The organism is Mycoplana sp. ABR4_002 (assembly GCF_056159645.1).
The window spans coordinates 3,229,855-3,255,334 of record NZ_JBSWVO010000001.1 but is presented as its reverse complement, the minus strand read 5'-3'; the positions used below and the strand labels follow the sequence as shown (position 1 = coordinate 3,255,334).

The 25,480-nt window shown below is 65.8% G+C and carries 20 protein-coding genes; 6 read left to right on the top strand and 14 right to left on the bottom strand.

The features are described 5' to 3' along the window. Positions 1–68: 68 nt before the first annotated feature. Entirely contained in the window at positions 69–1,118 is a 1,050-nt protein-coding gene (locus ACXAGF_RS15560) for a threonine aldolase family protein (protein ID WP_475018288.1), read from the bottom strand. A gap of 591 nt (positions 1,119–1,709) precedes the next feature. Here ACXAGF_RS15560 and gltB point away from each other — a divergent pair. Genes gltB through ACXAGF_RS15545 form a run of 3 tightly spaced genes read left to right on the top strand, consistent with a single transcriptional unit; the run spans position 1,710 to position 8,027 of the window. After that, positions 1,710–6,386 carry a glutamate synthase large subunit gene (gltB, locus tag ACXAGF_RS15555; RefSeq protein ID WP_475019314.1) on the top strand — a complete coding sequence of 1,559 codons (4,677 nt, stop codon included), beginning with the start codon at positions 1,710–1,712 and terminating at the stop codon, positions 6,384–6,386. Next, a complete protein-coding gene (locus tag ACXAGF_RS15550) occupies positions 6,383–6,553 on the top strand; it encodes a hypothetical protein (RefSeq protein WP_475018287.1) in 171 nt (56 codons plus the stop codon). Before gltB ends, ACXAGF_RS15550 begins: the two co-directional genes overlap by 4 nt. A 16-nt stretch (positions 6,554–6,569) precedes the next feature. Next, positions 6,570–8,027, top strand: a complete 1,458-nt coding sequence (locus tag ACXAGF_RS15545; protein ID WP_475018286.1) for a glutamate synthase subunit beta — start codon at positions 6,570–6,572, stop codon at positions 8,025–8,027. Between the two features lie 84 nt (positions 8,028–8,111). Here ACXAGF_RS15545 and ACXAGF_RS15540 read toward each other — a convergent pair whose 3' ends face one another. From ACXAGF_RS15540 to ACXAGF_RS15530, 3 genes are all read right to left on the bottom strand, one after another. Continuing rightward, complete coding sequence (locus tag ACXAGF_RS15540) at positions 8,112–8,522, bottom strand: VOC family protein (RefSeq protein ID WP_475018285.1); 411 nt, start codon at positions 8,520–8,522, stop codon at positions 8,112–8,114. A gap of 9 nt (positions 8,523–8,531) precedes the next feature. Continuing rightward, positions 8,532–9,776 (bottom strand): SGNH/GDSL hydrolase family protein, encoded by a 1,245-nt coding sequence (locus tag ACXAGF_RS15535; protein ID WP_475018284.1) that lies wholly within the window; start codon positions 9,774–9,776, stop codon positions 8,532–8,534. A 113-nt stretch (positions 9,777–9,889) separates the two neighbouring features. Next, positions 9,890–11,113 carry a lytic murein transglycosylase gene (locus ACXAGF_RS15530; RefSeq protein WP_475018283.1) on the bottom strand — a complete coding sequence of 408 codons (1,224 nt, stop codon included), beginning with the start codon at positions 11,111–11,113 and terminating at the stop codon, positions 9,890–9,892. A gap of 196 nt (positions 11,114–11,309) precedes the next feature. On the opposite strand from ACXAGF_RS15530, the gene galU reads away from it, so the two are divergent. After that, positions 11,310–12,197 carry a UTP--glucose-1-phosphate uridylyltransferase GalU gene (galU, locus tag ACXAGF_RS15525; RefSeq protein WP_475018282.1) on the top strand — a complete coding sequence of 296 codons (888 nt, stop codon included), beginning with the start codon at positions 11,310–11,312 and terminating at the stop codon, positions 12,195–12,197. A gap of 40 nt (positions 12,198–12,237) precedes the next feature. On the opposite strand, the gene ACXAGF_RS15520 is transcribed toward galU, so the two are convergent. Then, positions 12,238–13,710 carry an outer membrane beta-barrel protein gene (locus tag ACXAGF_RS15520; RefSeq protein WP_475018281.1) on the bottom strand — a complete coding sequence of 491 codons (1,473 nt, stop codon included), beginning with the start codon at positions 13,708–13,710 and terminating at the stop codon, positions 12,238–12,240. Between the two features lie 141 nt (positions 13,711–13,851). Between ACXAGF_RS15520 and ACXAGF_RS15515 the strand changes: the two genes are divergently transcribed. Then, entirely contained in the window at positions 13,852–14,847 is a 996-nt protein-coding gene (locus tag ACXAGF_RS15515) for a KpsF/GutQ family sugar-phosphate isomerase (protein WP_475018280.1), read from the top strand. A 70-nt stretch (positions 14,848–14,917) separates the two neighbouring features. Here the strand turns inward: ACXAGF_RS15515 and ACXAGF_RS15510 are convergent, their stop codons facing one another. From ACXAGF_RS15510 to ACXAGF_RS15495, 4 genes are all read right to left on the bottom strand, one after another. After that, on the bottom strand, positions 14,918–15,373 hold the full coding sequence (locus ACXAGF_RS15510; RefSeq protein WP_475018279.1) for an NfeD family protein: 456 nt from the start codon (positions 15,371–15,373) through the stop codon (positions 14,918–14,920). A 3-nt stretch (positions 15,374–15,376) separates the two neighbouring features. Next, positions 15,377–16,390, bottom strand: coding sequence for an SPFH domain-containing protein (locus tag ACXAGF_RS15505; RefSeq protein WP_475018278.1), 1,014 nt, complete (start codon positions 16,388–16,390; stop codon positions 15,377–15,379). Between the two features lie 156 nt (positions 16,391–16,546). Further along, positions 16,547–17,578 carry a ferrochelatase gene (gene hemH, locus ACXAGF_RS15500; protein ID WP_475018277.1) on the bottom strand — a complete coding sequence of 344 codons (1,032 nt, stop codon included), beginning with the start codon at positions 17,576–17,578 and terminating at the stop codon, positions 16,547–16,549. A gap of 129 nt (positions 17,579–17,707) precedes the next feature. Next, positions 17,708–19,549, bottom strand: a complete 1,842-nt coding sequence (locus tag ACXAGF_RS15495) for a 5'-nucleotidase C-terminal domain-containing protein (RefSeq protein WP_475018276.1) — start codon at positions 19,547–19,549, stop codon at positions 17,708–17,710. Between the two features lie 268 nt (positions 19,550–19,817). Between ACXAGF_RS15495 and ACXAGF_RS15490 the strand changes: the two genes are divergently transcribed. Then, entirely contained in the window at positions 19,818–20,585 is a 768-nt protein-coding gene (locus tag ACXAGF_RS15490) for a pseudouridine synthase (RefSeq protein WP_475019313.1), read from the top strand. 75 nt (positions 20,586–20,660) lie between these two features. Here the strand turns inward: ACXAGF_RS15490 and omp10 are convergent, their stop codons facing one another. From omp10 to ACXAGF_RS15465, 5 genes are all read right to left on the bottom strand, one after another. Next, entirely contained in the window at positions 20,661–21,029 is a 369-nt protein-coding gene (gene omp10 / locus ACXAGF_RS15485) for an outer membrane lipoprotein Omp10 (RefSeq protein WP_475018275.1), read from the bottom strand. Positions 21,030–21,203: 174 nt separating this feature from the next. Next, a complete protein-coding gene (locus ACXAGF_RS15480) occupies positions 21,204–22,655 on the bottom strand; it encodes a homospermidine synthase (protein WP_475018274.1) in 1,452 nt (483 codons plus the stop codon). 137 nt (positions 22,656–22,792) lie between these two features. Further along, a complete protein-coding gene (locus tag ACXAGF_RS15475) occupies positions 22,793–23,689 on the bottom strand; it encodes a heme-dependent oxidative N-demethylase family protein (protein ID WP_475018273.1) in 897 nt (298 codons plus the stop codon). After that, positions 23,686–24,321, bottom strand: a complete 636-nt coding sequence (locus ACXAGF_RS15470) for an aminotransferase class IV family protein (protein ID WP_475018272.1) — start codon at positions 24,319–24,321, stop codon at positions 23,686–23,688. Before ACXAGF_RS15470 ends, ACXAGF_RS15475 begins: the two co-directional genes overlap by 4 nt. Then, positions 24,306–25,463 carry an aminodeoxychorismate synthase component I gene (locus tag ACXAGF_RS15465; RefSeq protein ID WP_475019312.1) on the bottom strand — a complete coding sequence of 386 codons (1,158 nt, stop codon included), beginning with the start codon at positions 25,461–25,463 and terminating at the stop codon, positions 24,306–24,308. The genes ACXAGF_RS15470 and ACXAGF_RS15465 overlap by 16 nt, the downstream gene beginning before the upstream one ends. Positions 25,464–25,480 lie beyond the last annotated feature (17 nt).

Sequence of the window (25,480 nt, the reverse complement as noted above, 5' to 3'; positions counted from 1 at the left end):
CGCTCCGTCGCCTGCGGCAATTTATGGAACGGCGCCCCAGCGGCGCCGTTTCCTTGTTCACGTCCCGGTCAGCTGCAAAGGGACAGGAAACGGTCGACGTCCTCCGTCCGCGTCGCGTAGCTGGTCACCAGCCGGATCATCGTCTCGTCGGCAGCCATCGTCTCCCGCACCCCGGCCGGGGCCGGCCAGTCGTAGAAAACCGCCCCCTCGTCCTGCAGAACCTGCATGGTCGGATTGCGCAGGATCGCGAACACTTCGTTCGAGCCGGTCGGCCAGGCGAGCCGCGCCGTCCCTGCTTGCATCAAGCCTCCGGCCAGCCGCGATGCCATGGCATTGGCATGACGGGCGAGATCCAGCCACAGGCCGTCGCGGAAATAGCCGTCGAACTGGGCGGCGACGAAGCGGGACTTGGAGAAGAGCTGGGCCGAGCGCTTGCGCAGGTAGTGCATCTCGCGGGCGCGGCCGGGGTCGAACAGCACGAGCGCCTCGGCGCACCAGCAGCCGTTCTTCGTCCCGCCGAAGGAGAGGATGTCGACGCCGCGCCGCCAGGTCATGTCCGCCGGCGTGGCGCCCAACGTCACCAGCGCGTTGGCGAACCGCGCCCCGTCCATGTGCAGCGGAAGGTTTCGGTCGTGGGCGACCGCGGCGATCGCGGCGATCTCGTCCAGCCCGTAGACCGTGCCGGCTTCCGTCGCCTGGGTGATGGTGACGGCGACAGGCTGGCCGCCATGGACGAAATCGGGGGGGAAACGCCCGATCGCCGCAGCCAGCGCATCGGCAGGCATCTTTCCGTGCGGACCGTGGACCGGAACGAGCTTGGAGCCGGTCGCGAAAAATTCCGGTGCGTTGCACTCGTCGACGTTCACATGCGCTTCCGGGTGGCAGAAGACCTGGCCGCCGGGACGGTTGTAGCTGGCGAGCGCCAGCGCGTTGGCGGCTGTGCCGGTGCCGACGAAGAACACCGCCACCTCGCGCTCGAATAGCTCGCAGAAGGTGCGCTCGACCTTCTTGTCGAGGTCGCTGGCGCCATAGGCCCGGGCGTAGCCTTCGGCGGCCGCGCTCAGACTTGCGGCGATCTCGGGATGGGCACCGGCCCAGTTGTCGGAAGCAAAGAACATTCAGTTTTCCGGCGGGGCCGGCTCCATTTCGCTGTTCGTTCGCGACATTAGTGCAGTGCCCGGCGCAATCAATCTGCTTTCGGCTACGGAACGGGTCTTTCAGCGCCTTTTGAAATGTTTGGCAACGATCGGTCTCGGCGTTGTAGCAAAATTTCAAAACCCCTTATTCGTTGGCAATCTTTCGTCTTTGGATGCTACTATTTTAGGGAAATGGCCTTGCGGTCGGACCCCGTTTCTGGCATAGAGCCTCCGAAATAGGACAGTCATGCTGTCCTATTTCGGTCGGAGGACCGAAACTGGCGGACATCATCTCCGGGGAGGGGTCTGTCGGGTAGCGCAAGTGCAGCCGTTCGCCTTTCGGCCGGGTACGCTTGCCGCTCGCTGCGGTTGCCGACGTTACTGCCAGACCGGGGCCGTTCCTGCAATTTGCGGCTCGGGCTGGTTCATGCAACGATGCCGCCCGCGGGGCCGGATTGCGAGGACGCGTCCGGTCGGCACGCGGGCGATAGGCCGCCCGCCACCAGCCGGGCCACAGGAGGGAAGACGATGACGGATTTCGCGTCGATGAGTTTTGGGTTGAACCGCGCGCAGATGGCCGCGACGGACGCCAAAACGACGACGCGTCGGGCCGGTCTTCCCAAAAAACAGGGCCTGTACGATCCGAAGAACGAGCACGACGCGTGCGGCGTCGGCTTCGTCGCGCACATGAAGGGCCAGAAGTCGCACCAGATCGTCAAGGACGGGCTGTTCATGCTCGAGAACCTGACGCACCGTGGCGCGGTCGGCGCCGACCCGCTGATGGGCGACGGCGCGGGGATTCTGGTGCAGATCCCCGACCGCTTCTTCCGCGAGGAAATGGCCAAGCAGGGCATCACCCTGCCAAAGGCCGGCGAGTATGCCGTCGGCCACATCTTCATGCCGCAGGACGAGACGCTGATCGCGCACTTCAAGGACGTCATCAGGGACGTCGTCGCCGAGGAAGGCCAGGTGCTGCTTGGTTTCCGCGATGTGCCGGTCGACAATTCGTCGCTTTCGAAGGCGCCGGAGATCGTCGCCACCGAGCCGCGCCACGTGCAGGTGTTCATCGGCGCCGGCCGCGAGGCGGCGACGACGCCCGAGTTCGAGCGCCGGCTGTTCACGCTTCGCAAGGTGATCTCCAACCGCATCTACGACGAGTACCACGGCGAGGAGAGCGGCTTCTATCCGGTGTCGCTGTCGTCCTCGACGATTGTTTACAAGGGCATGTTCCTGGCCTACCAGGTCGGGGCCTACTACACGGACCTCGCCGACCCGCGCTTCGAAAGCGCCGTCGCGCTCGTGCACCAGCGGTTTTCGACCAATACCTTCCCGTCGTGGAAGCTCGCTCACCCCTACCGCATGGTCGCCCATAACGGCGAGATCAACACGCTGCGCGGCAACGTCAACTGGATGGCGGCGCGCCAGGCCTCGGTCTCCTCGCCGCTGTTCGGCGACGACATCTCCAAGCTCTGGCCGATATCCTACGAAGGTCAGTCGGACACGGCCTGCTTCGACAACGCGCTCGAGTTCCTGCTCCGTGGCGGCTACTCGATGGCACATGCGGTGATGATGCTCATCCCGGAGGCCTGGGCCGGCAACCAGCTCATGAGCCGCGAGCGCAAGGCCTTCTACGAGTACCATGCTGCTTTGATGGAGCCGTGGGACGGCCCGGCTGCGGTCGCGTTTACCGACGGCAGGCAGATCGGCGCCACGCTCGACCGCAATGGCCTGCGCCCGGCCCGCTACATCGTCACCGACGACGACCGCGTCATCCTGGCCTCCGAGGCGGGCACGCTTCCGGTCAAGGAAGAAAGCATCGTCCGCAAGTGGCGCCTGCAGCCCGGAAAGATGCTGCTGATCGACATGGAGAAGGGCCGCATCATCTCCGACGAGGAGGTGAAGTCCGAGCTCGCCTCCAAGCATCCCTACCGCGAGTGGCTGGACAACACCCAGCTGATCCTCGAGGACCTGCGCCCGGTCGAACCGCGCGCGCTGCGGCGCGACGTCTCGCTGCTCGACCGCCAGCAGGCCTTCGGCTACACGCTGGAGGACACCAGGCTGTTGATGTCGCCGATGGCGACCACGGGCCAGGAGGCGATTGGCTCGATGGGCACCGACACGCCGATCTCGGCCATGTCGGACAAGACGAAGCTGCTCTACACCTATTTCAAGCAGAACTTCGCCCAGGTCACCAACCCGCCGATCGACCCGATCCGCGAGGAACTGGTGATGAGCCTGGTCTCGTTCATCGGCCCGCGCCCGAACATCCTCGATCACGAGGGGGCCGCGCACGCCAAGCGGATGGAGGTGCGCCAGCCGATCCTGACCAACGGCGATCTCGAGAAGATCCGCTCGATCGGCCACACCGAAGACCGCTTCGACACCAAGACGCTCGACTTCACCTACGACGTCTCGCGCGGTGCCGAGGCGATGCCGGAGATGCTCGACCGGCTGTGCGAGCGGGCGGAAGCGGCGGTCAAGGGCGGCTACAACATCATCGTCCTGTCCGACCGCCAGATCGGCCCGGACCGGGTCGCGATCCCCGCGCTGCTGGCAACGGCCGCCGTGCACCACCATCTCATCCGCAAGGGGCTCCGTACCTCGGTCGGCCTCGTGGTCGAATCGGGCGAGCCGCGCGAGGTGCACCATTTCTGCCTGCTCGCCGGCTACGGCGCCGAGGCGATCAACCCCTATCTCGCCTTCGATACGCTCACCGACATGCACAAGAAGGGTGAGTTCCCGAAGGAGGTCGACGAGAGCGAGGTCGTCTACCGCTACATCAAGGCCATCGGAAAGGGCATCCTGAAGGTGATGTCCAAGATGGGCATCTCGACCTACCAGTCCTATTGCGGCGCGCAGATCTTCGACGCGATCGGCCTTTCCTCCGAACTGGTGGATAAGTATTTCTTCGGCACCGCGACCACGATCGAGGGCGTCGGCCTGTCGGAGATCGCCAGGGAAACGGTGGCGCGACACAAGGCCGCCTTCGGCCGCGACCCGGTGCTGGCCAACACGCTCGACATCGGCGGCGAATACGCCTTCCGCATGCGCGGCGAGGACCATGCCTGGACGCCGGACGCCGTCGCCTCGCTGCAGCACGCCGTGCGCGGCAATGCGCAGGACCGCTACGCGGAGTTCGCCGAGATGGTGAACGCCTCGTCGCTGCGGATGAACACGATCCGCGGCCTATTTTCGATCAGGGATGCGGCGGCCTGGGGCCGCAAGCCGATCGCGATCGAGGAGGTCGAGCCGGCCGCCGAGATCGTCAAGCGCTTCTCGACCGGCGCCATGTCCTTCGGCTCGATCAGCCGCGAGGCCCATACGACGCTGGCAATCGCCATGAACCGGATCGGCGGCAAGTCGAACACCGGCGAGGGTGGCGAGGAAGCCGACCGCTACACCCCGCTCGCCGACGGCTCGATGAATCCGGAACGTTCGGCGATCAAGCAGGTCGCCTCGGGCCGGTTCGGCGTCACCACCGAGTACCTCGTCAACGCCGACATGCTGCAGATCAAGGTGGCGCAGGGCGCCAAGCCCGGCGAGGGCGGCCAGTTGCCCGGCCACAAGGTCGATGCGACCATCGCCAAGACCCGGCATTCGACGCCGGGAGTCGGCCTGATCTCGCCGCCGCCGCACCATGACATCTACTCGATCGAGGATCTGGCGCAGCTGATCTACGACCTGAAGAACGTCAACCCGGCGGCCGACGTCTCGGTCAAGCTCGTCTCCGAGGTGGGCGTGGGCACGGTCGCGGCCGGCGTCGCCAAGGCGCGGGCCGACCACATCACCGTGGCCGGCTTCGACGGCGGCACGGGCGCCTCGCCGCTGACGTCGCTGAAGCATGCCGGCAGCCCTTGGGAAATCGGCCTCGCCGAAACCCATCAGACGCTGGTGCTGAACGGCTTGCGCTCGCGTGTGGCGCTGCAGGTCGACGGCGGCCTGAAGACCGGCCGCGACGTCGTCATCGGCGCGCTGCTCGGGGCCGACGAGTTCGGTTTCGCCACCGCGCCGCTGATCGCCGCCGGCTGCATCATGATGCGCAAGTGCCATCTGAACACCTGTCCGGTCGGCGTCGCCACCCAGGATCCGGTGCTGCGCAAGCGCTTCAAGGGCACGCCGGAGCATGTGGTGAATTACTTCTTCTTCGTCGCCGAAGAAGTGCGCGCCATCCTGGCCTCGCTCGGCGTGAGCAAGCTCGACGAGATCATCGGCGAGTCGCAGTTGCTCGAGAAGGAGAAGATGATCACGCACTGGAAGTCGCAGGGGCTCGACTTCGGCCGCATCTTCCACAAGGTCGACGCGCCGAAGGCGGCGACCTACTGGACCGAGCGCCAGAACCACCCGATCCAGGATGTTCTCGACCGGACGCTGATCGAGAAGGCCAAGCCGGCGCTGGAAAGCAAGACGCCAACGGCGTTCGAGGTCGACATCAAGAACGTCGACCGCTCCACCGGCGCAATGCTCTCGGGCGAGGTCGCCAAGCGCTACGGCCACAAGGGTCTGAAGGACGACACGATCACCGTGCGCCTGAACGGTACCGCCGGTCAGTCGTTCGCGGCTTTTCTCGCGCGCGGCATCACCTTCGACCTGGTCGGGGCCGGCAACGACTACGTCGCCAAGGGCCTTTCGGGCGGTCGCGTCATCGTCCGTCCGCCGGAGACCTCGAAGACGGTCGCCGAAGATTCGATCATCGTCGGCAACACCGTGCTCTACGGCGCGATCGCGGGCGAGTGCTACTTCAACGGCGTGGCCGGCGAGCGCTTCGCGGTGCGCAATTCCGGTGCGATCGCCGTCGTCGAGGGCGTGGGCGACCACGGCTGCGAGTACATGACCGGCGGCGTCGTCGTCGTGATCGGCCAGACCGGCCGCAACTTCGCGGCCGGCATGTCGGGCGGCGTTGCCTACGTGCTCGACGAGGAGGGCGATTTCGCCCGCCGCTGCAACATGGCCATGGTCGAGCTACAACCGGTGCCGGAAGAGGACGACATGCTCGAGAAGCTGCACCACCACGGCGGCGACATCGCCCACAAGGGCATGGTCGACGTCACAGGCGACATGACGCGGCATGACGAGGAGCGCCTGTACCAGCTCATCTCCAACCACCTGCACTTCACGGGCTCGAAACGCGCGAAAGACATCCTGGACCGTTGGGCGGACTATCGCCCGAAGTTCCGCAAGGTCATGCCGGTCGAATACCGGCGCGCGCTCGAGGAGATGGAGCGCATGAACATGGCCGAGGCAGCGGAGTGAATGGCCGAGCGGCCATCATTCATCGGGTGATTTCAGTCGGCATCGCGGCCGCCGTCTCGGCGGTCGTGTTCTGGATGAACGGCGAAATCGGTTTGGAATTCATCGTGCTGGGTGCGGCAGTCGGATTTGCCACCTGGTACTGGGGACCGTCAGGTTCCGCGCTTTGAAGTGAGGACTACACGCGTGGGTAAGGTTACAGGGTTCATGGAGATCGATCGACAAGTGGCAAAGTACCAGCCGGCGTCGGATCGCATTCGCCACTTCCGCGAATTCACGATTCCCATGTCGGACCACGAGGTTCAGAAGCAGGCGGCGCGCTGCATGGACTGCGGCATTCCCTATTGTCATGGTCCGACGGGATGTCCGGTGCACAACCAGATCCCGGACTGGAACGACCTGGTCTACAGCGGCAACTGGGAGCTGGCGATCCGCAACCTGCATTCGACCAACAACTTCCCGGAGTTTACCGGCCGCGTCTGCCCGGCGCCCTGCGAGGAGGCGTGCACGCTGAACCTCGAGGACGCGCCGGTGGCGATCAAGACGATCGAGCAGGCGATCGCCGACAAGGCCTACGAAATGGGCTACATCGTGCCGCAGCCGGCGACGGTCAAGACCGGCAAGAAGGTGGCGGTCATCGGTTCCGGGCCCGCCGGCATGGCCGCGGCCCAGCAACTCGCCCGCGCCGGCCACGAGGTCCACGTGTTCGAGCGTGAGTCCAAGCCCGGCGGGCTGCTGCGCTACGGGATCCCGGACTTCAAGATGGAGAAGAACTTCATCGACCGGCGCGTCGAGCAGATGCGCGGCGAGGGCGTCTCCTTCCATTGCGGTGTCAATGTCGGCGTCGACAAGACGATGGACGAGCTCTTCGCCGATCACGACGCGGTGCTCTATTGCGGCGGCTCGGAGACCCCGCGGGACGCCGGAATTCCCGGCGTCGATCTCCTCGGCGTGCACGACGCCATGCCCTATCTCGTCCAGCAGAACCGCCGCATCGGCCGCGAGAACGTCGACAGCGTCGGCTGGCCGTCCGATCCGATCCTCGCCGGCGGCAAGCACATCGTCGTCGTCGGTGGCGGCGACACCGCGTCCGACTGCGTCGGCACCGCCTTCCGCCAGGGCGCGGTCAAGGTGACCCAGCTCGACATCCGCCCGCAGCCGCCGGAGAAGGAAGACAAGCTCGCGGTCTGGCCGTTCTGGGCGACGAAGATGCGCACCTCCTCCTCCCAGGCCGAAGGCGCCGTTCGCGAGTTCCAGGTCGGCACGCTCGAGTTCGTCGGCGACGAGGACGGGGTGCTGACGGGCGTCAAGTGCTGCCAGGTGGACGAGCGCCGCAAGCCGATCGCCGGCACGGAGTTCATCATCAAGGCTGACCTCGCCTTCATCGCCATCGGATTCCGCGGTCCGTTCACCGACAGCGTCGTGAAGGACCTCGGCGAAAGGCTAACTATCAACACCGACCGCCGCGGCTCGTCCAACGTCGTTGCCAACGAACGCGACTACAAGACCTCGGTCGACAAGCTCTGGACTGCGGGCGACGTCCGCCGCGGCCAGTCGCTGGTGGTCTGGGCGATCCGCGAAGGCCGCCAGGCGGCGCGCGCGATCGACGAGGCGCTGATGGGCGCGACGACGCTGCCGCGCTGAGCGGTCGCCGGCCAACGCGCAACAAGACAAAAGCCCCCGGGTCCGTCGGATCCGGGGGCTTCAGCGTTTCGGGCGCAGCATCCTTCAGCTCGCAAACGCGATCAGGTTCCCGTCGGGGTCGGCGATTATGATGGTCTTGGTGCCCCATTCCTCGGTTTGCAGCGGCTGATGGAAGAGCGCGCCGGCGGCCTCGAATTCGGCTGCAAGCACGGCTGCGTCCTCGACGAGGACCGTTGCGGCGAGCGCGTCCGCCTCGCGCGCCCGGAACGCATCGGCGAACGGCAGGGTTTCGACCTGGCGCAGGTTCAGCTGTACCCCGTCGCGAAAGACCTGGCCGTAATAGGGCGGGTCGCCATAGAGGAAGGCCACGGTGAAGCCGAGCTTCTCGCCGTAGTAGTCGCAGGACGCCTCGAGGTCGGTCACGTAGAGTTGCGGCTCGACCGCAAGGAACGTCGTCCGACCTTCTGCCATCTCTCCCGGGTCCGTCTCCGCCATCGCGAGCTCCTAGTTTACCGCTGGCCGCTCGGGACCAACGGCCGCGGGGGTCTTGTCCAGCCTGAAATCGTCGACCCGGCCGGCCGGAGCGGCTGCGAATTCACCCTTCTCGACCATCTTGTCGCGCGGACTGCGGCCGCTTCCCTTGTCGAGCGGCGAGCCGCCGAGCAGCACGGTGCCGCCGTCCAGCGCGGGGTCGGTCAGGCTGATCGGCTGCGTTCGCACGATGTCCGCGTTGTCGATCGGGGCAATGATGACCGCGGTCGAGACAGCCTCTCCGCCCTGCCGCTGCGCGGCCGGCGCCATCGCATCGCCAAGGATGCGGCGAATTTCCTTCTCGACATAGAAGGCCATCTTGCGCTTGCCGGCCTTCGTCATCGATATCCCGTCCGAGCCGCGCAGCCGCACCTGTTGACCGTTGACGTCGGAGCCGGTGACGACAAAGCGGCCGTTCTCGTCGACGAAGCCGTCCCAGATGTCGATGAAGGTGCCGCCCGTCTTCTCGACGGTGCTGCGGTAGATTGTGTTGAAGGCGGTCATGTCGGCGGTCATGGAGGCGGACTGGAAGGCGGGCATGCCGGTCCACAGCAGCGGCACCTTCCTGTCCCGCGCACTGGCGGACAGGGCGGCGATGCGCCGCTCGTATTCCTTCGTCCAGGCCTCGCTGCGAAATTTCTCTTTCCGACCGCCGAAGGCCATCGTCTGGCGATCATTGGCGCCAAGGCTGACCACGACGACCGCGGGCTTGACCTCGTCGAGCAGCGCCGGGACCTGGATTTCCCAGTTGTGGTAGTCCTGCCGCACGAGGCCGGAAGAGCCGCTGGTGCGTTCCTCGATGACGACACCCGGCATTTCCGCGAAAGCCTCGGTCAGGCCGTCGGCAATGCCGCTGGCGATGAAGTCGCCGATCACCAGCACCTTGGGCGCGTCCGGCAGTTTTTCGACCACCACCGGTGCCGGCACCGGGGCCGGTTGCGGGGCGGTCTTCTTCGCCTTCGGCTTGGCCGACTTCGGCTGGGCGCGGCGCGGCTGCTGGCGCTGCTGATGGCGCGGGGCCTGCTGCTGTGCCCTGCGCCGATATCCGAAGCCGCCGAACAGCAGATCGAGGACATTGCGGCGCTGGACCCGTTCCTGGGCCACGGCATCGGAATAGACGGCGGCCGGCGGCACGGCGATGGCCAGGCTGGTCAGCAGCAGCAGCAGGTGGCGAACTCGTCCCATGCGCGACACGTCCTCGTTCCGGGTCGAAGCCATGCTTCGACGCCGTCATGGCATGATGATGGCAAATTGTGCGCGATCGCGAAAGCGCCGAAGACAAATCGGGCGCCGCAAGGGCGCCCGATCAGGCATGGGCCGGAGCCCAAAGATCACTTGCGCAAGGCGTTCAGCAGCGCCGTGCTGGCCTGGCCGTCCGCCGTGAGCCCGAGGCGGGATTGCACCGCCTCGATGGCTGCCTTGGACCCGGAGCCGAGGTTGCCGTCGACCTCGCCGTCATAATAGCCAAGCGCCTTCAGACGCGACTGCAGCTCGAACTTTTCGGAAATGTCGAGGGCGCCTTCCGGTCGCGGCCAGCGCTGCTTCACCCCGCCGTAGCCGGCGAGCTGGTCAGCCAGCGTGCCCACGCCCATCGCATAGGAGTTGGAGGCGTTGTAGCGCTTGATGACGAAGAAGTTGCGGGTCATCAGGAAGGCGGGGCCGTTCGCGCCGCTCGGCATCAGCAGTTCGGCGCGGTCGCCGCCATATTTAAAGCCCTTGCCGCCGGGGCGATGGAAGCCGAGCTTCTGCCACTGGGCGAGCGTCTTGGTCTTGCCTTCGTACTGGCCGGCGCTCTTCGGGGCGACAACCTCGTAGCCCCAGGTCTTGCCGGTCTGCCAGCCGTTCTTGCGCAACAGGTTCGCCGCCGTCGCCAGTGCATCCGGAATGGAGTTCCAGATGTCGCGGTGGCCGTTGCCGTCGGCGTCGACCGCATAGAGCAGGTAGCTCGACGGGATGAACTGCGTGTGGCCCATGGCGCCGGCCCAAGAACCGGTCATCTCGGAGGCCGGGATGTCGCCGTTCTGGAGGATCTTCAGCGCGGCCACGAGCTGGGTCCGGGCGAATTTGGCCCGCTTCGGATCGGCATAGGCGAGTGTGGCAAGGGCGCGCGGCACGTAGTGCAGCTTCTCTTCCTTGGCCAGCACGGCCCCGTAGTTGGTTTCCATCGACCAGATGGCCAGCAGGACGTTGCGGTCAACGCCGTACTGCCGCTCGATCGCGGCGAGCGTGCGGCCGTACTTGCTGCCCATCTCCTGGCCGATCCGCACGGTGTAGGGGTTCACGCGCGAATCGAGATAGTCCCAGATTTTGTGCTTGAACTCGGGTTGGTAGGCCGCCTTCTCCAGCACCTCGGGGTCCGGCGTCTTGACGCCAGAAAAGGCCTTTCGATACGTCGCCTTGGAGATGCCGTTCTTGGCCGCCGTGCCGTAGAAATCGGCGATCCACTGCTGGAAGCCGGCATCGGCCCAGGCCGCGCTCGGCGGCGCGAGGAGAGTGGCGGAAACAAAAATGGCGAGCGCGGAGCGGAAGAGCCTTGACTTGCTGAGCTGAGACATCGGTCGTTGGTTCCGTCTTTCGAAGTATCGATCGGGCGGAGCACTAAGCCTCCGGTGGAAAGCGCAGCCTACAGCCATGAAGTCAACAAAATCTTTACCATGGATTTCCGTATGCGTCTCTCTTTGCCATTTGATAGCAAATTGAAGCTAATGCCGGAAACGCCCCCGAGGAACGGGGCCATATAAGAGGTTAAAGATGGCCGAAAAACGAAAGGTCCGCAAAGCCGTGTTCCCGGTCGCCGGGCTCGGAACCCGATTCCTGCCAGCGACCAAGGCCGTGCCGAAGGAAATGCTGACCGTCGTCGACAAACCGGTGATCCAGTATGTCGTCGACGAGGCGCTGGAGGCCGGTATCGAACACCTGATCTTCGTCACCGGGCGAAGCAAGGCCGTCATCGAGGACTATTTCGACATCCAGGTCGAGCTCGAGCAGACACTGCGCCAGCGCAACAAGGCGGCCGAGCTGACGCTGCTGGAAAGCATCCTGCCGGTCGCAGGCTCGACCAGCTTCACCCGCCAGCAGGAGCCGTTGGGGCTCGGCCATGCGGTCTGGTGCGCGCGCGAGCTCGTCGGCGGCGAACCCTTCGCGCTGCTGTTGCCGGACATGATCATGAAGGCGCCGAAGGGGTGCCTTGCCGGCATGGTCGAACTTTATGAGCACGACGGCGGCAATGTCATCGCGGTCGAGGAGTGCGCGCCGGACCAGGCGCACAAGTACGGTATCGTCGGCGTCAGCGACCGGGTCGGCAATGGCCATCGCATCACGCAGATGGTGGAGAAGCCGGCACCTGGCACCGCACCGTCGAATTTCTTCATCAACGGCCGCTACATCCTCCAGCCGGAGATCTTCTCGATCCTTGCCACCCAGGAGCGCGGTGCCGGCAACGAGATCCAGCTGACGGACGCGATGGTGAAGCTGCTGCGAGACCAGCCGTTCGCGGCCTATCATTTCCGCGGTGAGACCTATGACTGCGGTTCGAAGGACGGCTTCATCCTCGCCAACGTTGCCTTCGCGCTGGCCCGGGCCGACATTCGCCCGGCCGTCGAGGGGCCGCTTCTGGATCTGCTCCGGTCGCTGCGATGACCTCGATCCGGCCCGGCTCCGCGGCGGGCCGGTTCGACCGCTAGCGGCGCAGCACCAGTCCGAGGCCGGCGCGGGTTACGCCGGTGTCGGCGGTGTTTCGCTGCGTCGTCAGCTCGTAGGAAACATCGCCGCTCAGCGCAAGGTAGCGGTTGATCCCCCAGTTCAGACCCGTGCCAATGATATAGACGTTCTGGTTCGATGCCGAGGTCGTCGGGAAATCGCGCCATTCATATGAACCGGTCAGGCGCGCCACGACATTGCTGCGCAGCTCATGGGTGATGTCGGCGCTCGCCAGATAGGAGACGTAGCCGCTGACGCCGGGCGTGGTCGAGGGCTCTATCGCCGTACGCAGGCCGAGCGCGACGTCGGTGCCACGCTGCGGCGACCAGTTGAACAGGCCGTCGACGGCGAAGGCGTTGATGGCGTGTAGCCGCTCGTCGTCATAGGTCTCGCGCTGATAGCCGACGCCGACCTCGCCGCGCAGTTTCTCGCCCATGTCGAGCTCGACGCCGGTGCGGCCGGCATAGACGTTGCCGGAACGCGCGTAACCGTCGGAATCCCGGTCGTCGTCGTAGCGGATGCGCCCGGCAGACGCCTCGATGAAGGGGATCAGTGCCGGGGAGAGTTCGTATCCGATCCGCCCGGTCAGGACGCCCTCGTTGTAGTTGCGGTCGCTTTGCGACAGGTCCGTTCCGTCTGACAGCTTCACGTCGCCGTAGGTCTCCCGATCGATCGCCGCGCCGAGCGTGCCCCGGATCAGGCCGAAGTCGCGCTGGATGCTGGCTCCAGCGCGGTAGTTCTGGACTGCCGACTGTTCCTCGGCATTGGCGAAGGCGTTCGGGTCGGCCGAATCCTCGCGCTCGAGGCTGTAGCCGGCCCTCAGGTGGGCGGTGGTATCGTCGGCGAGGTCGAGCCGGAGATCGGCGTCGATGTTGGCCTCGGGCTCGGTATTGTCGCTGTCGCTGAAGTTCCGTTCGTAGGTGCCCGCGCCGTCGATGGTCAACTGGTGCAGCGACCAGTCGGAGACCAGCAGGCCGCGCAACGTCGTCGTGGAGAAGGAACGGGTCTCGTCGTCGCCGCCCGACGTGGTTCGTTCGTAGCCGATCCCTTGCGCGACGGAAGGCCTCAGAAGGAAGGTGCCGAAGCGGATGCCGGGTGGTTCGTCAGAAAAGGGTGCGGTCGCCGTGCGTAGCCCGTCGACCGACCCTGCGGGAAGGTTCTGGCGCCCGGCACCGGGTACGGGGTCACCGGCGTCCGCGTCGTCGAGCGGGACGGCGTCGACAGACGAGATGCTGCCGGTCGTCGTGGCGTCGCCGACACCGGCCGGGACCGGCGCTGCCGTGCCCCTCAGCCCGTCGTCCGCGGCGAAGCCGCGTTCGAGGGCCAGCGGCTGGAGTTCCTGTGCATGCAACGGCGAGGCGGCCAGCATCGTGCCCGCAAGCAGCAAGGCGGCCACGCGTCGCGGCAGCGGGGCCGGTCGCGACCGGAGGAACTTGCTGTGCGGATGGGACATGGCGTTCGCAGCATTCTTGGAATTCCTAACCGAAGGTAAAGTCTTACCGTTAACGTTTGGTTTCCGACGCTGAAGCTAATTTACCACGACGACGGCGGGGCACCGATGGACAGGAAAAAATAAACGCGCTAACGAGGCGCCATGATTAGAAAACTAGCTCTCGTTGAAAGCAGCGGCGCCATCGCGTCCGCGATTCGCACCGTCGAAACCGAACGCGCCGGCCTCGACGCCCTGTCGGCATCGCTTGCGGGGACGTTGTACGTTCCCTTCTGTGAGGCGGTTCGCGCGATCGCCGACATCAAGGGGCGCGTGATCGTCACCGGCATCGGCAAGTCCGGCCACATCGGCTCCAAGCTTGCCGCCACCTTCGCGTCCACCGGCACGCCGGCGTTCTTCGTCCACCCCGTCGAAGCCAACCATGGCGACCTCGGCATGATCTCCTCGGACGACGTCGTGCTCGCCATGTCCTGGAGCGGCGAAAGCTCGGAGCTGCAGGGGATCGTCTCCTACACGCGGCGCTTCTCGATCCCGCTGGTGGCGATCACCTCGGGTGAGCGCTCCGCGCTGGCGCGCGAATCCGACATCGTCCTGCTGCTGCCGAAGGAGCAGGAGGCCTGCCCGCACGGGCTCGCACCGACCACCTCGACCCTGATGCAACTGGCGCTCGGCGATGCATTGGCGGTCGCGCTGCTCGAGGCCCGCGGCTTTACCGCAACCGATTTCAAGACCTTCCACCCCGGCGGCAAGCTGGGCGCCAGCCTGACCCATGTCGAGGACATCATGCACAGCGGTGAGAACCTGCCGCTGGTGCCGCTCGGCACGTCGATGCCGGCGGCCGTCCTGCTGCTGTCGCAAAAGCACTACGGCTGCGTCGGCGTGGTCGACACCGACGGCAAGCTGGCCGGAATCGTTACGGATGGCGACATCGCCCGCAACATCTCGCGCAACCTCGCCGAACTGAACGTCGACGACATCATGACCCGCGCGCCGAAGACGGTACGTCCGTCGACCCTGGCGACCGCCGCCCTCGGGTTGATCAACCAGCACAACATCTCCGCGCTGATCGTCACCGACGAGACCGCGACCCCGGTCGGCATCGTTCATTTCCACGATCTGCTGCGCATCGGCGTCGCCTAGGCGCGCACCGTCGTCATCCAGACAAAGATCCCGTCGCGGCGTCGGCTGCGGCGGGATGTTGCATCTTGCCTCAGGCCGGTTCGACCACCAGGTCGCGGCCGGCGCTCGCCACCACCCGCACCCGCGCGCCGATCGGCAGGTCCGGTCCCTGGACCGTCCAGACGGTATCGTCGAGGCGGATGCGCCCGCGCCCTTCGGTGATCGGCTGATCGAGGGTCGCGGTGCGGCCGACCAGGCTCCGGCCGCGCTGATTGAGGAAGGGCTCGTCGGTCCTGCCGGTCCGGGCGACGACACGGCGTCCGACGATCACCGAGGCGAGCGACAACGCGGCGAAGACGAGCCACTGCAATTGCCAGATCCACCACGACGTCTCCCAGAGCAGCAGCGACAACGCCCCGGTGATGACGGCAGCAATGCCGATCCAGACGAGAAACACGCCCGGCATCAGCACTTCCAGGATCAGGAGCACGATACCAAGGACCCACCAGGCCCAGGGCCCCAATTCGGCCGCGATGCGGGTGATCATGGCTCAGCTTTCCCGCGGCGTGGTGTCGAACGGATTGCGGACCGGGGTGCTCGGCACCGGTGTCGATGGGCGGACGCGGGCCGCCGCCGGCGCGGGGCCGTCGCCGAACACTTCCTTGGCGATCGCGCCAATGCCGCCCAGCGAGCCGATCAGCGACGAGGCTTCCATCGGCATCAGCACGACCTTGGAATTGGGCGCCGATCCCACGCTAGCGAGCGCCTCGGTGTATTTCTGTGCGACGAAGTAGTTCACCGCCTGCACATTGCCGGCTGCAATCGCCTCGGACACCATTCGCGTCGCCTTGGCTTCCGCCTCGGCGAGGCGCTCGCGCGCCTCGGCCTCGCGGAAGGCGGCCTCGCGCTGGCCCTCGGCCTGCAGGATGGCAGACTGCTTGGCGCCCTCGGCGCGCAGGATCTGCGCATTGCGCGCGCCTTCCGCCTCCAGCACCTGGGCGCGTTTCTCGCGCTCTGCCTTCATCTGCCGCGCCATGGCGTCGACCAGGTCCTTCGGCGGCGCGATGTCCTTGATCTCGACGCGGGTGATCTTCACGCCCCAGGGCTTGGCGGCCTCATCGACGACATGCAGGAGCTTGTCGTTGATGGCGTCGCGATTGGACAGCAGTTCGTCCAGGTCCATCGAGCCCATGACCGAACGGATGTTGGTCATCGTCATGTTGAGGATGGCGTTCTCCAGGTGAGCGACCTGATAGGCCGCCTGGGCGGCATTCAGGACCTGGTAGAAGGCAACCGCGTCGGCGGCGACGCTGGCGTTGTCGCGGGTGATGACCTCCTGGGTCGGGACGTCCAGCACCTGCTCCATGACGTTCATCTTCGCACCGATGCGGTCGAAGAAGGGGATGATGAGGTTGAGGCCGGGTTGCAGCGTTCGGGTGTAGCGGCCGAAGCGCTCGACCGTGTACTGATAGCCCTGCGGCACGGTCTTGATCCCGGCAAACAGCAGCCACAGGACCAGTATCACGAATGCTATGACCGAAACGTCCAATCCATCCAACGGCATGCAGCGCCCCTCTGTTCGCGGGCCATCCCGTGGGATCGCACGCATATTCAACGTGTTACGGCGCCACTCTACGCAATCCGCGGGGCAAGGCCAGCCCTTTTGTCGCAGCCGGGGTTCCCCCGGTGCAGCGCGGCGTTCGCTCCGCGGCTGTGAGGATCAGATCCAGCCGCCGAGTTCGCGGCGAACCACGTGCTCGAGGACCGCCATTCCTTCCGGGCTGTCGTTCAGGCAGGGAATGTGGGTGAACTTCTCGCCGCCGTTGTGATGGAAGCTCTCGGCCGCCTCGCCGGCGATTTCCTCCAGCGTCTCCAGGCAGTCCGAGACGAAACCGGGGTTGATCACGGCGATGCGCCTGACGCCGTCCTGCGCCAGCTTCTCCACCGTCTTGTCGGTATAGGGCTGCAGCCACTCTTCCGGGCCAAAGCGGGACTGGAAGGTGACCTGCAGCTTTTCCTTCGGCCAGCCCAGTCGTTCACGCAGCAGCCGAGCGGTCTTCTGGCACTGGCAGTAATAGGGATCGCCCTTGTCGAAGTAGGACTTGGGAATGCCGTGGAACGAGGTCAGCACCACCTCCGGCTCCCAGTCGAGCCCGGCAATGTGCCTGATGATCGAGGTCGCGAGAGCCTCGATGTAGGCCGGGTCGTCATGGTAGGGCGGAACGGTGCGCAGGGCCGGCTGCCAACGCATCTTCAAAAGAGCCTCGAACGCCTTGTCGTTGACCGTGGCCGTGGTGGCGGCCGCATATTGCGGGTAGAGCGGGAAGAGAAGGATGCGTTCGCATCCCTGCTTCTGCAGGTGGTCCATGCGCGAGGCGATCGACGGCTGGCCGTAGCGCATCGCCCAGTCGACGACAACCTGCGGATGGCCCGCAAAGGACTGTGCCAAAAGCTCGGCCTGGCTGCGCGTATAGGTGCGCAGGTAGCTCTCGTCCTTGTCCTTGTTCCAGATCTGCTCATAGGCCTTACCGACCTTGCCTGGGCGCGTGTTGAGCACGATGCCGAACAGGATCGGGTACCAGGCGATCTTCGACCACTCGATCACGCGCTTGTCGGTGAGGAACTCCTTCAGGTAGCGGCGCATCGAGGTGAAGTCAGTGCCGTCGGGCGTTCCGAGATTGACGAGCAGAACGCCGACCTTGCCATGCTTGACAAGCGGGTGGTCGACGGGTTTGGCGGCGGCGGTTTGCATTTGCGGTCCTGTGTGCGCTTTCGTTCTGGCGGCGATGATCGCCCGGGTTCGCTCCCTAAAACCGTTCTAAAAAGAAAAGCCGGCCCGGGAAAGCCCGGGCCGGCGCAAAATGTGGAGACAAATTGTCCTTTATTCCGCCGGCACCGCAAGCTCGGTTCCGATTACGAGCGCGCGCGGTTTTGGATCTCCGTTCGCCTTGGAAATTTTCCGCCATAGCCGGCCCTCGCCATAGGCCTTTCTGGCGATGTCCCAAAGCGTGTCGCCGCGGGCGACGACGTGGGTCGTCATCCCACCGGTCGTCGGCTGATCCGAGGGCCCGGTGGCGGCTGGCCCGGTGGCGGTCGCCGGCGCTGTCTCGGGAGCGGCTGCGGTGACGGCGGAGATCCGTCCGTCGGTATAGGGCTTGTAGGGCCGGTGGGCCACGAGATAGTCGGCGACAACCTGATCGAGCGTCGGGCCGTAGTCGTATGCGTTCGTTGCCGCCGTGGCCAGGACGGCATAGCCGTCGCCGCCGGCGCGCATGTAGTTGTTGGAAGCAAGCGTGTAGGTCTTTTCCGGGTCGAGCGGCACGAAGGCATCGCCTTCCTTCATCTCGACCGCGACGACGCGACTGCCGGCCGGGCTGGACGTGTCGTAGGAAAATTTCATGCCGGACACCTGCGGGAAGCGGCCTGCGCCTTCCTCGATCTGGCTCAGCCCGTTTTCGAGCGCGACGACAATGTCGGCACCCTTGATCTGGAAGGTCGAGACGGTGTTCTGGAACGGCAGAACCGTCAGGATTTCGCCCATCGAGACCGGGCCGCCGTCGATCGAGGCGCGCAAGCCGCCGCCATTGGTGATCGCCGCCGTCACGCCCTGACCCTTCGTGCGCTCCACCAGCGCGTCGGCGACGAGCACGCCCATCTCGCATTCGCCGGCGCGGCAGCTTTCGCGCGAGCCGTCGATCGGGGCCTCGGTCTCGGCCACGATTTTCCCTTTGAGTTCCTCGATCGGGCCGGCAAGCTCCCGGACGCGGGCTCCGACCGCTTCGTCGGGCGCGAAGCTGGCGTCGATCAGAATCGGGTCGCCCTTGGCTTCCTTGACCACGCCGGCGTCGTCGAACACGACCCTGAGATTGCCGAGATACTTCGAGTAGGCCGCCGCCTGGACCACGGGTACCTTGTAGCCGCCGGGATTGTCGACCATGGTCGGGTAGGGGCCTTCGGCCTTCTCATCGGTGTTGGAGAGCAGGCTGTGCGAGTGGCCGCCGACAACGACGTCGACGTCGGGGATCCTGGCGATAGCGGCCAGATCGCGCGGATAGCCGACATGGGTCAGCGCGATGATCTTGTCGACGCCCTGTTTCTTCACCTCCGCGATCGCATTGGCGATGTCGGCGACGTCGTTGCCGATCAAAACGTTCGGACCCGGCGAGGAGATCTCGTCGGTATCGTTCGTCACCGCACCGATGATGCCGATCTTCTGCCCGCCGAGATCGAGAACGACGAACGGCTTGATGCGATCACCGATCGGCGAGGCGGCCCCGGCGGCGACGTTGGCGGTGACGACGGGGAACTGCACCTTGTCGAGGAAGGTGGCGAGGCCGTCGTCGCTGTCGTCGAACTCGTGGTTGCCGACCGTCATCGCATCGAACTTCATGAGGTTGAGGAATTCGGCCTCGGCGGCGCCCTTGTAGGTCGTGTAGAACAGCGAGCCCTGGAAATTGTCGCCGGCGTTCAGCAGCAGTACGTTCTTGCCCGTCAGCGCCTGACGCTGCGCATCGATTGCGGCCTTCAGGCGGGCGACGCCGCCGAAGCATTCGTTCTTGGCTTCTTCTTCCGCCGAGCAGGTGGAATCGAACCGGTTGATCGGCTCGATGCGCGAGTGAAGGTCGTTGATGTGCAGGATGTCGAGCTCATAGTCTGCGAAGGCGGTCTCTCCGGAGAGCGCGATCAGGGAGGCGGCCAACAGGCCGATGCGAACTGAATTCATGAACGGTTCTCCTGGTCAGGCGGAACGGACGCTTCTCTGCCCCACACGGACGGGCGCCATCGTGTTCCCGCTGGCGGCGATGCTTTCACTGCCGGCTCCGAACTTCAAGAGGAAAACATAGCTGAGCGAACGGCTTACCATGACGGCTGAACGGTGGCGCAGGCTCGCGCCGCGACGGGCGATGGACGGATGCGGCAAATCCTGATAGGTGCAGCCTCCGAGCTGCGGCCGGGCATCGCCGCGGCGCGGCCGGCGCGCGCCGGCGCAACTGGAGCCTCTGAAATTGCGCGGCAAGAGCCCTCGAACTACCGGAAACGTGACCCTGCCGCGGGCCTTCTCGAAGCTCGGCGTATGCTCGCGCACCCAGGCGGAGGCCTTCATCGCCGCGGGGCGCGTCCGGGTCAACGGACACAAGGTGGTCGACGCCTCGGTCTGGGTTGACCCGAAGCGGGACCGGATCGAACTCGACGGCAAGCCGTTGCAGGCCAGCGAAAAGGTCTACCTGGCGCTCAACAAGCCGCGCGGTCTGGTGACGACCCGTACGGACCCGGAAGGCCGCGCCACCGTCTTCGACTGCCTGAAGGACCTCGACCTGCCATTCGTCTCCCCCGTCGGTCGTCTCGACAAGGCGAGCGAGGGCCTGTTGCTGTTCACCAACGATACGGCCTTCGCGCAGCGCCTGCTCGATCCGTCAAGTCACCTCGGCAAGCTCTATCACGTCCAGATTCGCGGCGCGCCGACAGAGGACGACCTGCGGCGCATGCTGTCCGGCGTCGTGCACGACGGCGAAACGCTGAGCGCGTCGGCCGTCCGGGTGCTGCGGGCAGGCGAGAGGAACAGCTGGCTGGAGGTGGCGCTGGACGAGGGCAAGAACCGCCAGATCAGGCGGATTCTGGAGGTGCTCGGCTTTGAGTGCCTGCGGTTGATCCGGGTGGCGATCGGCGACCTGGTGCTGGGCGACCTGCCCAAGGGAAGCGCGCGGCTGCTGAGCGAAGCCGAGGTGCGCGCCCTCGGCGCTCAGGCAGACATGCCCTGACTTGGGCGAGGCGGGACGGGCGGCGCCACAGCTGCGCCGCTGCCTCGAGTCTGTCCGGGCGTTGCCCGGCGATCTTCAGCCCTGGCGGGTCAGCGTGAACTGGGAACCCGAACCCGCGGTGCAATTCAGCTGGCGCGGGGTGACGAGCGAGCAGTTCGCCCTGGAGGCAGTCTTCGAAATGTTGGAGTACAGGCTGATCTCGATCAGGCCGCCAGGCTGTGCGACGTAGGTGCCCGTCGCCATGGTGGTGTTGGTGTCCGTCGTCCGCGTTGCGAACTGCCCGGCGGAGAAGGTCGACACCAGGCCGTTCGCGTCCACCCAAGATCCCTCCACACCCTGCGGTGCCTGGGCCACCGGCATCGGGCCAGGCGCGCGCGAATAGGATTGGCAGGACGAAAGCGTCGCGGCGGCGGCCATCAGCGAGGCAAAGATCAAAGGTTTCATGAGGTACTCCGTAGTCGATCCTGGCAATACGGGATTGAAAAAACTGGGCCCGACCATGACGTGAACGGTCGGTGAAAGCAAGAGACCGGACCGCCGGTTGGCAGCGGCAGCAGCCCCAGAGCGAAACGCCCGCACGGCGCGGGCGTTCCCAGGCGCGATCGTCTTCCGGAGGGATCAGCGGAACAGGATGTTCCTGAACTGCCACGGATCCTTCGTGTCGAGGTCTTCCGGGAAAAGGCCCGGGCGTCCCTCGAGCGGCGTCCAGTCGGTATAGTGTCCCTCGACCGGTCCGAGATAGGGGCGCTGAACTTCGAGGCAGCGGCGGTAGTCCATCTCGTCGGCCTCGACGATGCCGGCATCCGGGTGCTCGAGCGCCCAGACCATGCCGGCGAGCACCGCCGAGGTCACCTGCAGGCCGGTCGCGTTCTGGTAGGGGGCGATCTTGCGGGTTTCCTCCAGCGACAGCCGCGAGCCGTACCAGTAGGCGTTCTTGTCGTGGCCGTAGAGCAGGACGCCCAGTTCGTCCACGCCATCAACCAGTTCGTTCTCGTCGAGCACGTGGTGGACCGGCTGCGCATTGCCGCCATTGCCGAACATCTCGTGCAGCGACAGCACGGCGTCGTTGGACGGGTGGTAGGCGTAGTGGCAGGTGGGGCGGTAGCTGACCTTGCCGTTCTTGTCGCGGACGGTGAAGAAGTCGGCGATCGAGATCGACTCGTTGTGCGTCACCAGAAAGCCGTATTGCGGCCCCGGCGTCGGGCACCAGGTGCGCACGCGCGTGTTGGCTCCCGGCTGCTCAAGGTAGATCGCCGCCTTGCAGCCCTTCTTGTGCTTCCTGCCGTTCTTCGGCATCCACTTCTCGTGGGTGCCCCAGCCGAGTTCGGCCGGCTGCAGACCCTCCGAGATGAAGCCCTCGACCGACCAGGTGTTCCAGAAGGTGTCGAGCGGCTTCGGGCGCTTCGTGCGCTGGGTGTCGCGCTCGGCGATGTGGATGCCCTTGACGCCGACCTTCTTCATCAGCTTCGCCCAGCCCTCGCGGTCGTCCTGCGCCGGCACCTCGTGCTTGACGCCGAGGTCGTTGGCGAGGTTGACGAGCGCTTCCTTGACGAACCAGGAGACCATGCCGGGGTTGGCGCCGCAGGTCGAGACCGCGGTCGGGCCGCCCGGGTTCTTTGCCTTCTCCTTGCGCACGGTCTCGCGCAGGGCGTAGTTGGTACGCTCCGCATTGCTCATGTTCTTGTCGAAATAGAAGCCGAGCCAGGGTTCGACGACGGTGTCGATGTAAAGCGCGCCGAGCTTGCGGGTCAGCTTCATCAGGTCGAGCGAGGAGGTGTCGACCGAGAGGTTGACCACGAAGGCCTGTCCGTCGCCGTCCTTGATCAGCGGCGTCAGCAGCTCCTTGTAGTTGTCCTTCGTCACGAACTCGGTGACGTGGCGAACGCCGTGGCGGGCGAAGATCTCGTCATCGGCGGCGTCCTTGCGCGGTTCGATGACGATCAGGCGGTCCTTGTCATATTTGAAGTGCCGCTCGATCAGCGGCAGCGTGCCGCGGCCGATGGAGCCGAAACCGATCATCACGATCGGACCTGTAATCTCGCCGTAAACCGGGTAGGACTTTTCCGCCATTTTCCACTTGTCTCCCTGGGGAATGCGCGCAGACGCGCAAAAGGAGGGCCCACACGGCCCGCTTGTTCAATTGGACAATCGCTAGAGCACAGAATCCCGTCACAATAAAGTGGGCAGGCGGCTTCGCGCTGCAATTGTCAACCGGCGGCGATCTCCCGGAGCTGGCTTGCCAGCTCCGCGCGCCGGTCGACGAGCCCCTTGTATTCGGCCTGGGCATCCGTCAGTTCGGCGAGCTGGTCGGCGAAGGTCGCGGCGACCACGGCAGCGTTCGGCAGGCTGCGGACCGCGGCCAGCGGGTCGTTGTAGATGCGGATCGTGAAGAGGATGTCGCCGGAGACGGGCAGGCGCCGCAGTGTCTGTCGCTCGACCCGGGCATAGGTTGCTTCCAGCGACAGCTCGTGCCCCGCGGGCAGGGCGCCATGCGCCTTGGAGGCCGGATAGTACAGGTCGGCGTCCGGATTGATCGACCAGTTGAAGCGGAAGACCGGCCGCCCGGGTTGCAGATTGTCGAACATGCGATTGATCAGCCCGGCATTGCGCGTTCCGTCGCCGAATCCCGGGACCGGCGCGTGGATGTCTTCCATCCGCCGGCCGAACTTGTCCGGCAGTGCCCAGGAGGACGGGAAGGAAACGTAGCCGGCGACGAGGTGCCAGCCGGTTTCGCGCCGCCGCATGAGGACGAGGTCGTCCTGCACAAGCGCCCCGGCGGTCAACAGCGGCGCCCGGCCGGGCTCGTCGAGGCGGACGCGGCGTCCCGCAATGTCGATGGCGTTTCCCGCTCGCCGATAGCGATGCGGATGCCGGCGCGTGACGAAGTCGCAAATCTGCTCCAGCACTTCCTCTTGCGCTTCTCGTGTTCCCTCTTCCTCGGCGAAGACATTGTCGCGGTGGTCTTCCAGCACCCGGTCCTTTTCGGCGAGATAGCGGCCGATGTCGTCGTCGGGTTCGATCCAGCGGTCGGGGTCGAGCTGGCCAAGGCCGATGGTAAACAGCCGCGCGGAGCCGTCATAGGGGGTGTAGACCGGAAGGTTCATGCAAGTCTCGCAGGGATCAGGCCGCGTAACGAATTGCCGACAAGAAGACGATGCCCGCGCAGGTCGTCAAGGTGCAAGGGCAGTTCTGCCGCCCACCCGGCCTCGATCAGTTCCTGCCGCAAGATGCCCGCCAGCAGCCCGGCTGAAAGCGGCGGCGTCTTCAGGACGCCGGATCCGTCGTCGAGAAAGACCGAGGTGATCGTGCCCTCGCAAACCTCGCCACGTTCGTTGAGCAGGATGACCTCGTCGGCCGCGTCGGGAGCGAATTCCCCCCTTGCCGCATCGTAGGCGGCGCGGTGCGAGGTCTTGTGCCGCAGCAGCGGATCGTCGGACCGCAGTCTCGTTTGGGCAACCTTCACCGTCCACACCGTTCCTTCTGCAAGGGGCGCGAATGGCGCCGTCCTTACTTCGATCCCGCCGTCCCTGAAAAGTTCGAGACGGACGCGCAGCGGCGAAGCAGCTTCAGCTTCGCCGGCCAGCGGTGCGGCTTGGGCCAACGCTGCCCGCGCCCCCGTCGCGCCTTGCAGCCCGAGCGCGTCGGCCGAGCGCGCCAGCCGGGCGAGATGCCGCTCCAGCCGGATGAAGCCGGTTCCGGGCTCGAAGCGCAGCGTCTCGATCAACGAGATATCCATTGGTCCCCCACGGCAAACCGTGCCTTGAGCAGGCATTCCTCGTATTCCGATTCGGCGGTGGAATCGAAGACGATGCCGCCGCCGACGTTGAACACGGCCTCACCGTCGTCAAACAGCGAAATGGTGCGGATTGCCACGTTGAACTGCATCGTGCCATCCGGTGCGATCATGCCGATCGCGCCGCAATAGGCGTCGCGCGGGCCGGTCTCCAGATCGTGCAGGATCTCCATGGCGCGGATCTTCGGCGCGCCGGTGACCGACCCGCAGGGAAAGAGGGCGGCGAAGATGTCGCGGATCGAGGTGCCCGCAACCAGCCGAGCCCGGACGTGGCTGACCATCTGGTGCACGGTCGGATAAGTCTCGATCGCGAAGAGTTTCGGCACCTCGAGCGTGCCGACTTCGCTTACGCGCGAAATGTCGTTGCGCAAAAGATCGACGATCATGCGGTTTTCCGCCTGCGACTTGGGATCGGCCAGCATCGCCGCGACGATCTCCGCGTCCTCGGCCGCGCTCTGCCCCCTTGGCGCGGTACCCTTCATCGGATGCGTCTCGATCCAGCCGTCCCGGTCGACCCGAAAGAACAGTTCCGGCGAGCGCGACAGCAGCATCGGCCCTTCGAGCGCGACCAGCGCGCCGTACTTCACCGGTTGCCGCTCGATCAGCGACCAGAACGCGGCCACGGGGTCGCCGCTCCACCGTGCGCGGATCGGCATGGTCAGATTCGCCTGGTAGCAGTCGCCCTCGCGCAGATGGCGGTGCAGCCGGTCGAAGCGCCGGCGGTAGGCCTCAAGGTCCCATTCGGCCCTCGGTTCGGTGACGAAGGGCTCGTTCTCGACCCGCTGCCGCGGCGTTGCCAGCGGATGGCCGTCGGCCGGCGCATCGAAGATGCCGAAGCTCAACAGCGGCGTCGGCCGGCCGTCCCCGGCAAGGCCGGCGAGCTTGGTCTCGAACAGGTGGCCGGCCTCATAGCTCATGAAGCCGGCGATCCACTTGCCCGCCTCGTGCGCTGCCTGCAGCGCCTCGAACGCCGGCTCGAAGTCGACACGCCGGCGCACCGTGACCATGCGCTGCGGCTCGGCGAAGACCGTCGTCCGGTCCTCGCGGTCATCCCGCAGGAGCACAAAGCGTGGGCTGTCGGTCATCATGCGGTTCTCTGCTG